This is a genomic window from Nostoc sp. DedQUE12b (assembly GCF_034530835.1).
Lineage (GTDB): Bacteria > Cyanobacteriota > Cyanobacteriia > Cyanobacteriales > Nostocaceae > Nostoc.
On sequence record NZ_JAVRCI010000007.1, the window covers coordinates 85,461 to 98,830 of the forward strand.

General features: G+C 41.4%; 4 protein-coding genes. All 4 read right to left on the bottom strand.

The genetic code is table 11. From position 1 onward, the window contains the following. Nucleotides 1-8 precede the first annotated feature (8 nt). Nucleotides 9-3,308, bottom strand: coding sequence for an amino acid adenylation domain-containing protein (locus RMY16_RS05725; RefSeq protein ID WP_322735543.1), 3,300 nt, complete (start codon nt 3,306-3,308; stop codon nt 9-11). 17 nt (nt 3,309-3,325) lie between these two features. Then, nucleotides 3,326-9,400: a type I polyketide synthase gene (locus RMY16_RS05730; RefSeq protein WP_322735544.1), complete on the bottom strand. Its 6,075-nt coding sequence runs from the start codon at nt 9,398-9,400 to the stop codon at nt 3,326-3,328. Nucleotides 9,401-10,191: 791 nt separating this feature from the next. Continuing rightward, complete coding sequence (locus RMY16_RS05735) at nt 10,192-10,452, bottom strand: ABC transporter substrate-binding protein (protein ID WP_322735545.1); 261 nt, start codon at nt 10,450-10,452, stop codon at nt 10,192-10,194. A gap of 164 nt (nt 10,453-10,616) precedes the next feature. Then, entirely contained in the window at nt 10,617-13,259 is a 2,643-nt protein-coding gene (locus RMY16_RS05740; RefSeq protein ID WP_322735546.1) for a TonB-dependent siderophore receptor, read from the bottom strand. Nucleotides 13,260-13,370 lie beyond the last annotated feature (111 nt).

The following is a 13,370-nucleotide window of genomic DNA, read 5'->3' on the forward strand; positions in this document are numbered from 1 at the left end:
CTTGAATTTTATAAATTTTGTTCACCTGATTGAGACGAAACACCGCTTTCCTTGATTGCTGTTCGATGTTCTTTTCTGGCTTGTTTTCGACGCTGTAATGAAGCTGTCCTACCTTCAGAAACATGAGAATGTTTGATAAAAGATGTTTCTTCCTTTGATTCCTGATTAAAATATCTAGCTAGGTGACTAATGGTTGGATATTGAAACATTTCTACCAACAGAAAATCTCTCGGAAATATTTTTTGCAATTTACTATGAATCTGAACTAAAAGCAGCGAATGACCACCGAGTTCAAAGAAGTTATCATGGATTCCTATGTTCTCAACATTAAGTACTTCTTGCCAAATATCGGTAATAGTTTTTTCAACCTCAGTTTGGGGTGGCTGGTAAACTGCTTCCAATTCGGGGCGTGCTGTATCAGGTGCTGGTAGTGCAAAACGATCGACCTTTCCATTTGGTGTTAGTGGTAGCGCCTCCAGTGTGATAAAAGCTGTTGGCATCATGTAGTTTGGTAACTTTGACTCTAAGAAGTTACGTAGTTCAGAAATTATTAGTGTTTGCTCTCTTTGAGCAACTATATAGGCTACTAAATTTTTAGAATCTATTGAATCTTCACGTACTACAACTACAGTTTCTCGTACTGCTGGGTGTTGTGTGATGAGTGCTTCAATTTCTCCCAGTTCAATGCGGAAACCACGCACTTTTACTTGGTGGTCAATACGACCAATGTATTCTATTTCTCCACTGGGTAAATAGCGCGCTATGTCCCCGGTTTTATAAAGACGCCCTGCTTTGTCGTGAAAGGGATTGGGAATGAATTTCTCTGCGGTCAAATCTGGACGATTTAAGTAGCCTCTACCGATTCCCACACCACCAATATAAACTTCACCCAGTATACCAACAGGGACAGGGTTAAGATATTGATCCAGCAAATAAATCTGGATGTTTGCAATTGGGCGACCGATGGGAACTATCTTTTGATTGCTAAAACTATCTTGACATTGCCAAAAAGTCACATCTACAGCAGTTTCTGTTGGACCATAGAGATTATGCAATTGGGCATCAAGTCGATTAAAAAAGCGCTGTTGAAGTTCAACTGGCAACGCCTCACCACTCACCATCACTTTTACTAGAGACTGACATCTTTCTAATCCATCTGCTGATAGAAATACTTGCATCATTGACGGGACAAAATGTAAAGTTGTAATTTTCTCCTGTAAAATTAAATTAACTAGATAGTTGGGATCTTTATGTCCTTCTGGTTGAGCTACTACTAAGCGCGCACCCACGATCAACGTCCAAAAAAACTCCCAGACTGAAACATCGAAACTGAAAGGAGTTTTCTGCAACACACTATCTGCTGCTGTTAATTGGTAAGCGTCTTGCATCCAAAGTAAGCGATTGCAGATTCCTCGATGAGTGTTCATCGCACCTTTTGGTTGACCTGTAGAACCGGAGGTGTAAATGACGTAAGCAAGGTTATCGACTGTGATGTTGCATCCAGGATTTTCTGTGTTTTCATCGGCAATTAGTTCCCAGTCGCTATCAATGCAAATTACTTGAGCTTGATTAGGGAGTAGATTTTTTACTAAGTTTTGTTGTGTTAACAATACGCCTGGACAAGAGTCTTCTAACATATAAGCCAAGCGTTCTTTGGGATAGCTAGGGTCTAATGGTATATATGCACCACCTGCTTTGAGGATGGCTAATAACCCGATGACCATAGAGAGCGATCGCTCTACACAAATTCCCACCAATACCTCTGGTTTTACTCCCAATGAACGCAAGTAATGCGCCAATTGGTTAGCTTTCGTGTTTAGTTGGCGATAAGTTAACTGCTCCGATTCAAACACTACTGCTACTGCATCAGGTGTGCGTTCTACTTGCGCTTCAAATAACTGATGGATGCACTGTTCTTGAGGATACTTAACTTCTGTATCATTCCACTCCAACAGCAATTGATATTTTTCTTGTGCAGTCAGTAGCGGCAAGTCTCGAAGTTGTTGTTCGGGATTAGCAACTATACCTTCCAGTAAAGTTTTTAAATGTCCTAATATTCTGTTAATCGTGGCACTATCAAAACAACGGGTATCATACCCAATCGACAGTAATAAATTTGAACCTGGATATACTTGTATAGTCAGAGGATAATTCGTCTTTTCAAATATCCGAGCTTCACCAAGTGCCAGACTTTCAGCTAGCTTTTCTTTAGTACTATCTATTAAGTAATTATTAAAACTTAAAATGCTTTCAAATAGTGGCAAACCACGAGGAATTTCACTCCACTGTTGAATCTGTAACAGTGGACTATACTCATACTGACGCATTTCCACTTCTTGAACTTGCAGCTTTTTTAACCAAGGTATAAGTAAAGCATCACTCTCTACTTGTACTCGTAGCGGCAATGTGTTGGCGAAAAGTCCCATCATGGACTCTGCTTCTGCCAATTCAGTAGGTCTGCCTGAAGATGTGGCACCAAAAACTATATCTGACTCACCACTATAGCGGCTTAAAAGTATAGCCCAGGCTCCTTTTAGTAGGATATTTAAAGTCAGGTGATACTTTCGCGTCAGGGAATTTAAGGCATCTGTAGTTGTTACCGAGAGTAGAATTTTTTGACAATCATGGTCTTCGTTTTCCTTAGACAAAGTATCGGTAGCTTTGTCCATCATTAGTGGTGTCGGTACCGTAAATCCTCTAAGCGTCTCGCGCCAGTAAACTTCAGCCTTTGATATATCTTGCTGCTGTAGCCAAGAAATGTATTCTCTAAAAGGACGAGGGCGTTCTAGATATAAATCCTGACCTTTGTAAAAGGCATTATAGAATTCATAGAATTCTTTCCATAGCCATGTTAAAGACCACCCTTCCATCAATATATGGTGATAGCTAAAGACAAATTGATAAGCTTTATCAGCTACCTGAATTAATGCCAGACGGATTAGTGGAACCTGGGAAAGTGTAAAGCCTTGTTTGCAATCTGCTGCTAAAAAAGCTTCTAAGTGCTTTTCTTGTTCCTGCGAAGAAAGTTCGCGCCAGTCTTGAAAATCCCAAGGCAAATCTACTTGTCGATATACCACTTGATATGGCTTATCAAGATTTTCCCAGTAGAAAGAGGTACGCAAAATTGGATGCCGATCTAAAACTCGCTGCCATGCTTTTTGGAAAGCTGGAACATCAACTTGAGTTTGTAAGGCGTAGCAAAACTGCTCAAAGTACATCCCCGAATTAGGTGTAACCAGTGTGTGAAAAAGCATACCCTGCTGTAAAGGTGAAAGTTCGTATATATCTTCAATATTGTTTTGGTTCATGGAAAATTACTCCTAGATCACTGACCAATCTGAGCCAGCAAGTTACTCAAATTTTCTTGATTGATGTTTGCTGCCGAAAAGTCTGAAGGGGTATACTCTACTGCTTCTAGGGAGCGAGAATGGGTGATAAGAGATTTGAGGGCTTCGACAAAATTATGAGATAGTTTCTCTATAGTCTCGCGTCTATGCACATTTGTGCTATAGCTAAATTCCAGTCTTAACTGACCTTCTTCATTAACCCATGCGGTCACGCCTAGCAAATGAGGACTAGTTCCTTGGAGACTATACGCTGATCCGGTGGATTCTTCAGTCGGTCTGAGCATAGAAGATTGATCAAAGCTTTTACCAAATTGACCAAGGTAGAGAAAAAATACTTCTGCTTGGGGAAGCGATCGCATTTTCTCTGTAAGTGTTGTATCCTCGCTCAAATAGCGTAATACTCCATGATCAATGGTTCTACTAGAAATGTTACGAAACTGCTCTTTAACGGCTTTCAATGCATCCCCTGGATTCTCAGCCCCTTCTAAATCCAACAGCACAGGATAAAGAGTAGTCAGCCAACCTACTGTCCGTGATACATCCACATTTTCTATAATGGTATTTCCGTCCCGTGCATCTTCTTCGGTATTAAACAGTAGCCATTTTATGCCTGTCCATTGTTTAAAAGCTTGTACAAGAGTAGTCAGCAGAACTTCTTGTGTATTAGTTCGATAAACTGCTAGAACCTCCTGAAGTAATGCCTGAGTTTCTGTTTCGGTTAACGCTACTGAGACACTTTCACCTGATGCTACAGTGTTAATGCCTCCTGGATAATCGATTGGTAAGCGATAAACCTGTTTGTAACGTTCACTGAGGCAGGAATTTAGCCTTTTTTGTAACTCTGCTGATTGAGCGTATTCCTTTAGTCGTTCAGACCACTGTTTGAAAGAGGTTGTTTTCTGGGGCAGTTGAATGGCTTTACCTTGGCGAAGCTGTTGATAAGCAGTCTCAAGATCCTCTAGTAAGATTCGCCAAGAGCCGAAATCCACTGCCAAGTGGTGGATGATAATTAGCAAGCGGCTTGATTTATTGACACCCAAATCAAAAAGAACACCCCGCACAATTGGCCCATCTGATAAGTTTAAACTAGCTTGTAGTTCCGTGGCGGTTGCTTCCATCAAAGATTTTTGAACATCAGGTGACAATGCTGATAAATCTCTATGTATCAAATTCACCTGTTTTTCCAAGCCATTATTCACTTGTTGCCAGCCAGATTCAGAGGGGATAAACCGGAGGCGAAGTGCATCATGGTGGATGAATAAATGCTGCCATGCTTGTTCAAACAAAACTGGATTGATAGCTTGCATTACCTCTACAAAAAATGCCATGTTCCAGTGATCCGGTTTTGATAAATTCTGTTCAAAGAACCAGTGCTGGATAGGCGTCAGAGGTAGCGAACCAGTTACTAAACCCTGCTCAGTCTGGACAATTTGCTTTGTACTTGTCACCTCTGCCAGTTCAGCAATTGTCTGATGCTCAAACAATTGTTGAGGGGCAAGCCGATAACCTGCTTTCGCAGCTCTGGCGCTAACTTGAATGCCAAGTACAGAATCTCCCCCTAACTCAAAAAAGTTATCGTCAATACCTACTTGCTCAATTCCCAAAAGTTCTTGCCAGATATTGGCAATGGTTTGCTCTACCTCATTTCTAGGAGCAACATAGTCATTATCTAAATTAGGTCTTAAATAAGATGAAGCGGAAGTGGTTTTTGATGTTAGTTGAGAATTTTGACTAAATTCAAGTTTTATCCATCTGCTGATGCTAGTTTGCAAATCTACCGTTGATATGACTACTTGAGGGAATTTATTTACAGATAAGGCACGTTTAAAAACCTCCAGTCCTTCTTGGCTTGTCATCACCGAATCTGCACCTTTGGTTAAGGTTACTGATTCCGAAGATTCTTGAGTAATCCAATCGCCATAATTGATACTCAGCCAGGGGAAAAGGCTTGTTTGATTATGTTTATATACAAAAGCATCAGTGAATATATGCGCTGCTGGATAAGCAGCTATGCCCATTACCCCCAAAACAGATGCTAATGAGGATATTACTACACAGAAATCAAGCTCTTTTCCTTTTAGGATATTTTCTAATACAAATAATCCATAGCCTGTTGAGCTTAATTGGCTTTCACACTCAGTTTTAGTTATCTGTTGAATATTGCTAAACAACTTTATGCCTGCTGCATGAATGACACCATGAATTTCACCAAAGCGGTTTGATGCCTGAATCATTACTGCTTGCATTTGTTCGAGATTCGCAACATCGGCGCGGCAAATTAGAACCTCAGCACCTAATGCTTCTAATGCTTGCACTTTCTGAATTTTGCGACTGATATGATCGTTATCATCATGATTTGCTAGCCATTGCGACCAATCTTGTTTTGCCGGAAAATTGGAACGCCCTGTGAGAATTAGTTTGGTGTGTGCTGTTTGGGCGAGATATTCTGCCAGCAGCAAGCCAATATCTCCCAAACCACCAATAATTAAGTATACTCCTTCATCTTTGATGGGAATTGTTTCTTTATTTGGCTCTTCAAGTTGTATTGGTTCAAAAGTTTGCACCCAACGATGTTTGCCACGGTAGGCAATCATATTCTCAGATGTTGTTTGAGTCAGTTCTGTTACCAGCTGGTCTATGAGTTGACTGTTTTGGGATATTCTTGATTCAGGAATGACTACATCAATATTACGACAGGTGATGTTGGGATACTCTTGGGGAATCACCTTACAGATTCCCATGACAGTAGCCTTTTCCGGGCACAAGTTTTCGTCGCCGTTTACCTCTTGCACATTGTTAGTAACAACTGAAATTTGGATAGTATCAGTAATTTCTTGTCTTCCCAACGCTTGTGCTAAGAAAAGTAAACTATAAAAACCATTATTTTGACATTCTTCAAAGAAGTGATGGGATGATTCTGGTTGTGTGTTGGGGATGAGACTCCAAAAATGAGCGAAATGCCATCCGGCACGCTCCGCGATCGCATTTGATTTTAAATCCCATACTTCCTTCAGCAAGGCATCATAGTCACTACCTGCTTGGGGATTAATTGCGTAAGAGCGATCACCTAGTTGTGTAAACTGCTCTCCAACAGTCACCCTAATCACATCATGTCCTTCTAATTCCAACTGTTTGGCAACTTGTAAACCTACTCCAGTAGTATCAATAAAGACTAAATAATTTAATTTGTGTGCTGATTTCGCTCCTATCTGTGGAGAACGTTTCCAGGAAGGGATATAAAACCAGTCAGCAATATCCGGTTTTTTCTGTAATGCTTGCGGCGATGACGTTGCCAAATTAGTTTCAGGATTAGCATCAATCCAGTAACGCTGACGTTCAAAAGGATATGTAGGTAAGGGCAGGCGATCGCGTTGTTGATCAGCATAAAAACCAGACCAATCTACCTTTACCCCTGCCAGCCAAAGGCGACCCAATGTATTCATTAAAAAGGCGACATCTGACTGTTGCTCATAGGAATGCCGCAGAGAAGGCAACATCACTGATTTGGCTCTATCATCACTTTCTAGACATTGTAGTGCGAAACTACTCAATGCTTGACCAGGGCCAACCTCCAATAAAATCGGATGATCTTTTTTCCACAGCTCTTGCACCCCCGAAGCAAAGCGTACTGCTTGGCAGAGGTGCTTCACCCAATAACTGGGATCTGTTGCTTGGTCTGCTGTAATCCAAGTTCCGGTGACGTTGGATAAATAGGGAATTTTCGGTGGTTTGAGGCTGAATGTTTGCACTAAATTGTGAAAGGTAGGTGCGATCGCCTCCATCATCACCGAATGAAAAGCATGAGAACTCTGTAAACGCTTACCAACTAAACCTCTTTCACTCAATTGTCGTTCTACTTCTTCGATAGCATCTGTAGCACCTGCAATCACACACAACGATGAGCCGTTGATTGCAGATAGAGAAATCTTCTCATTCAAGAAGGGCTGTATTTCCTCTTCAGAAAGCCCAATTGCCAACATTGCTCCTTCTGGCAACTCTTGAATCATTTGCGCTCTTTTAGCTACCAAAGTTAAAGCGTCTTCCAAAGACAAAACCTCGGACAGACACGCTGCTACATATTCACCAATGCTATAGCCAATCATTGCCGTCGGACGAATCCCCCACGATATCCACAATTGAGCTAAAGCGTATTCAATAACAAAAATAGCTGGTTGAGTGAGAAAGGTTTGATTCAGCTTTTGAGTGCGTAGATCTGCCTGTTCTGTTCCCCGACCTAACATTTTTCGCAAATCTAGCCCAGCAGAGAAAGTGCTTGGTTTATTTCCATTCTCACTGTTTCTATTGGGATACAGAACATCTCGCAAATCATTACCAAGGTGGGGTTTGAGGAGTTCGCAACATTGGTCAACACAGGTGCGAAATGTTGGCTCAGTTTGGTAAAGTTCAAGAGCCATATTAACGTAGTGAGTTCCTAGCCCAGAAAACATGAAGGCAACAGGACGTTGTTGCGTTTTTTCAGTACTGGTGAGAACTCGTTTTGGCTCTTGAAGTGCATTGATAGCATCTTGAATATCCCGACAGACAACTGTGCGCCGATGCTCGAAAGATCTACGCCCAACCTGCAATGTGTAAGCCACATCGGCAAGGTTTAAATCGGGATGCTCTTGGAAGTAATTAGCTAGATTTGTGGTAGCCGTTTCCAGTGCTGAATCGGTTTTGGCAGATAGCATCAACAACTGCCAAGGACGAGAGGAACTAGAAGCTTCGAGAACTGGAGCTTCTTCAAGAATCAGATGGGCATTGGTTCCTCCAAGTCCAAAGGAACTAACTCCTGCACGTCGAGGAGTGCCATGAGTCTGCCATTCCGAAAGTGTGGTATTGACGTAGAAAGGACTGTTAGCAAAGTCAATTTCTGGATTAGGCGAAGTGAAGTGTAAGCTGGGTGGTATCTGTTTGTGCTTGAGGGCTAAGACGGTTTTGATTAATCCCGTCACCCCAGCCGCAGTGTCCAAATGCCCAATATTGGTTTTGACGGAACCAATGGCGCAGAATCCTTTCTTCTGGGTACTAGAGCGAAAAGCTTGTGTCAAGGCAGCAATTTCAATGGGATCTCCTAAGACTGTTCCAGTACCGTGAGCCTCAATGTAAGTAATTGTCTCCGGTTCTACTTCGGCAACTACTTGGGCTGTTCTAATTACTTTTGCTTGGGTATCGATACGGGGTGCTGTGTAGCTTACTTTGAATGAACCATCATTATTGATTGCCGATCCTTTGATTACAGCATGAATCGTATCGCGATCGCTAAGAGCATCTTCTAATCGCTTCAACACGACAATGCCCACACCCTCACCGCCCACAGATCCCTTTGCCCCAGCATCAAATGCACGGCAATGTCCATCAGGAGATGCTATTCCCCCTTCTGTGTAGAGGTATCCAGCTTTTCTTGTCGCGCTTATGGCTACCCCACCAGCTAAAGCGATATCACATTCACCATTTAGCAAGCTCATGATAGCCAAGTGAACAGCAACTAATGAAGTTGAGCAGGCAGTTTGAACGGCATAACTGGGGCCTTCTAAGTTGAGTTTGTAAGAGACGCGCGTGGTTAGGAAATCTTTATTACCTGCAATTACGAGTTGCTGAGGATCAACAGAGTTGATAATATTTTGATTTAAATAAATATTAAGTAAATAGGTGTTCAAACTAGATCCAGCATAAACACCAACAGCACCTTTATAATTTTGGGAATCGTATCCAGCACTTTCCATAGCTGACCAAGCACACTCTAGAAAAAGCCGATGTTGCGGATCGGTAATTTCTGCTTCTCTGGGATTAAAGCCAAAGAATGAAGCGTCAAATAATTCTGCGTCTTCTAATATAGCGTGTGCTTTGACATAGTTAGGGTCATTTAATATAGATGAACTTATACCTGATGACAATAATTCTTCATCGCTGAAAAAAGATATTGATTCTACTCCATTTTGAATATTTCTCCAGAATTCATCAATATTTTTGGCCCCAGGAAAACGCCCTGTTAAGCCAATAATTGCTATTTCTGAACCATTTCTAGAATTTGGCACTGTCGAAATACTCATAGTTTCGGTTAATCCTTAATTTTTGAAAGACATTTTTTGTTTATTTTTACGAGAATATCTTTTTCATTTGACACTATTTGTCGTACAAAAAGGTTATTTTTGACTTTAACTTTATTAAAATAACCAGCTAAAGATATGAGATGACAATCCTAAATTTTATGTAAAAGCTTTTCTTTCTTCTCTACAAGACGCTAGGCGATCGCGGAAGCCTCTGGCAGAAAACGTGATTCTTTAATGCTAATTACTAGTGATTTGTAGAGCTAATTTATTAATAAGGGTAAGGGGATAAAGCTAAAAACCTCGCTCTTGGTGGGGGAAATGATCTGCATCATTATAGGATAGAGAAGGTAAAAACCGAGCCAATAGGAGGAGGGACAACCTGTGTTCATCCATTTTCCCTTTCCCCTTCTTGTTTATGATTTTTATTGCAAGTATTTTTTAATTAGTCTCAAATATATTAACGATAATTAGTGGCATTAGCAACAGAGGAACCATCGTGATTAAATATGAAAAAATTGATATTTATCAGCGTTACTTATAAGAAGGTATATTATATTTAGACATAGGACTATCCTTTTCAAGGTGATGAGACCTATTCTCATTCTGCCTTCAAAAGTGTGTCATATATATACATTAGACATCTCCGAACAAGAATGTAGAGACGTAGCAGTGCTACGTCTCTACAAGGGTTCTGGATAACGCATATTAAATTTGTAGGATTCGCAGACGAATATGATGTATTTAGGCATGAGTTCAAGGTGTGTTGACTAGATATTTACATAAGTCATCGATTACTGCATTCTTGCTAAAATATCAAAACCGCCCCAGTTTCCCCCATCTACAAAATAAACCTGATTTTTTTCAACTACCTTGAGTTGTTGCCACAAAGGTTTTTGTTGGAGTTTCTCTAAAAACTCATTAGCACCCTTCTGTCCCCGAACTAAAAAGAAGAGAACATCATCATCAATATTAGACAACTGTTCTTCAGAAATAGAGTTTGTATAGTAAAAATCTCCCCTTTGTCCTGATGGGCCTTGTAATCCAATATCCATTTAAACTACAAGCCGAAGCGAGTGTAAAGGTTAAAACTGCCAATAATAAATAAGTAAGGTGACGTAAAGATATTTTCACGAATACCTACTTCACACAATAGAAAAAGTGAATTATCTACGCTTCTATCCGTGAGGATAGAAGCGTAGGATACCAGTGGGTTTGCTCAAAACTGCCAGGAAATTGTGCCCTGTATTGTCAGGGGATCGCCAGGTATAATCCGATTTACATTTTGTGCAGAAACAAAATAATCAGTGTCGAACAAATTCTTGATATTGATCGCAGCTCGGTAATTGTCCCGCTTGTAATAAATAGCTGCATCTGTGCGTACATAACTAGGTAACTCAACCGTGTTGGCTAAGTCGGCTTGCCGATCTCCGTAGTAAAAAGCTCCTAAACCGAAGCCTAATCCTTTTAAACTGCCAGATTGAATTTCGTAAGTTGTCCATAGATTGAGCGCGTGTCTCGGCACATTATTCAGTTGATTACCCTGTGTCAATATGTTGTCTCTTGTGATTTCTGTATCAGTGTAGGCATAACCAGCAATGATGTTCCACCCTGGCGAGATTTCGCCAGAAATATCAAACTCAATCCCACGACTGCGCTGTTCCCCAACTTGAATAGTTCGTTGTGGATCATTTGGATCTTCGGCTGAGAGATTGGTGCGAGTCAAATCATAAAATGCCAAGGTTGTACTTAATCGGTCAGTCAAATCTGCTTTCACCCCGATTTCATACTGCGTTCCTCGCTCCGGTTCCGGCAAAGCTGGACCGAATAGATCTACCGCCTGATTGAATGAACGGCTATAGCTAGCGTAGAGTGAGATTGGTTTAATGGGCTGATAAACAATGCCAAGACGAGGGCTAAAAGCTTCTGTCTGCTCAAAGTCGGTTGTCTGGTTCAATAAATCCTCAGCCTCTTGATTAGCAATATCAAAGCGTCCACCCAAAAGTACTTTGAAGTTCTCTGTTAGGGTAATTTGATCCTGAAGGTAAAAGCCTAATTGTTGCGCCGTATTTTTGATATCAAAATCTGGAACACTAGCTCCTGTAGCAGTTCCATACACAGGATTGAAAACATTGAGAGTAGTAGTGTCATTGAAAAGAGCTTTGGAATTAGTGTCTGTTTTACTCAGGTTAAATCCAGCGACTAGCTCATGCTTGATACTACCTGTTGTCAACTTAGCGACCACATAATTGTCTAGATTATAATTATTTTGATCATAGTCAAAATTCTCAACGCCTCTTTCCAAGATACGCAAATCATCTTCTTGTAATCCGAAAGGAAACACAAGATTTCGTTTTAGGCGAAACAAAGAAGTCTGAAAAACGCTCCGCGCTTGCCAGTTCTCGCTAAAGCGATGTTCAAAATTATAGCCAATCCGAAATGCACTGTTAGATGCATCATTAAGATTAGGCTCACTCACAGAACGATTACGAGGAATTCTGCCATTGGGGTTAGGCAGGATGCTTCCCTGTGCGGGTATCCCAAAATCATACGGTCCCTCTGCAAGAGAATAGCTTGCTTCTAGAGTCAGCTTTGTTCTGTCACTAATTTGCCAGCTTAAAGTAGGTGCAATTAGATATTGCTGTTGCTCAAAGAAATCAACAAAGCTTTCGTTTGTTCCAGCAGAAGCATTCAGGCGATACAACACCGTTTTACTATCATTCAACGGGCCAGATAAATCAATTGCACCGCTATAGGTATTGTAGTTACCAACAGAAGTTTCCACAAAGTAGAACGGATCGCTCAATGGTTGCTTCGTGACTAAGTTGACCTTGCCACCTAGTCCGCCTTGACCGAATAGAACCGAAGCGGGCCCTTTGAGGACTTCAACCCGCTCAATATTTGAGCCAAATCCGACCTCACTGATTGAACGGTCTTGTATGCCATTGAGTAGAGTCTCTCCAAAAGCATCAAAGCCCCGAATTTTGATGACATTGAGAGGATCGCGGGGGCTTCTACCTCCTACCACTACACCTGGTGCATTTTTTAACACGTCTGTTAAGCGAGTTGCTTGCTGGTCTTTAATGACCTGTTGCGGTATGACCTGAATCGACTGGGGAATATCACGCAACGGCGTATTGGTTCTCGTGGCAGATGAGGTATCGGGAACGCGATACCCATCCTGTTCACCCGTCACCACCAACTCAATCGGTTCATCTTGCTGTGCTGTGGGTTCCTGCTGTGTTGTGGGTTCCTCCGGTTTCGTCTCAGTCGTCGGCTTCTCCGGTGGCTGCATCGCAGTTGCAGCAGATACTACCCCAAAAACCAAACCTGCATCATCATCAAATAATTCAACAGTTGGTAATGCTGCTGCACCTGTCACTGTCACCCGGATAGTATTTGCATCGAGATTCGTAACTGTGATCTCAGTAATTTCCGGAAGTGGTTTTTCGGAACGAAATGTGAAAGCATCACCATTGGGTAAACGGAGTTGTGAGTTAGGTATATCAGCAATAAAGTTATTCCCAGTACTGCGATTTGTGATTTGCAGTTGCGCCCCAATGGATGTCTGTAAAATTACCTCTACACCTTTTTCAGTGGGAGTAGCTTTAACTCCCGTAATCTGCACAATTTCTGATGAGGGTGCTGGCGACTGCACTAGCATTTGGGCACTAGTCTGGGGATGCTCTATCTCACTAATCTGGCGAATCTCTCTAATTGACTTGGAATTGCGTAGTACCGATGCGACAGATTTACTTTGTACCTCTTGCCTGGGTATTTCTTGAGCAGTGGCGCTCATTGCACCCCAAAACGAAACAGAACTTGCTACTAAGAAAATTTTCGATAACTGCTTTGGCTTCATTTACTACTCCACACACCCGTCACCATCATCTGACTGAAAATAACGTCAATAAGGCAGCAAATAGCTGAATTATTGAGATAAATTACTATCAAGTTGAAAAGAAATATTACA

Bases quoted from the DNA above. Each gene is read 5' to 3' on its own strand.
- RMY16_RS05725 (WP_322735543.1), bottom strand. From the start codon at position 3,308: ATGAACCAAAACAATATTGAAGATATATACGAACTTTCACCTTTACAG.
- RMY16_RS05730 (WP_322735544.1), bottom strand. From the start codon at position 9,400: ATGAGTATTTCGACAGTGCCAAATTCTAGAAATGGTTCAGAAATAGCA.
- RMY16_RS05735 (WP_322735545.1), bottom strand. From the start codon at position 10,452: ATGGATATTGGATTACAAGGCCCATCAGGACAAAGGGGAGATTTTTAC.
- RMY16_RS05740 (WP_322735546.1), bottom strand. From the start codon at position 13,259: ATGAAGCCAAAGCAGTTATCGAAAATTTTCTTAGTAGCAAGTTCTGTT.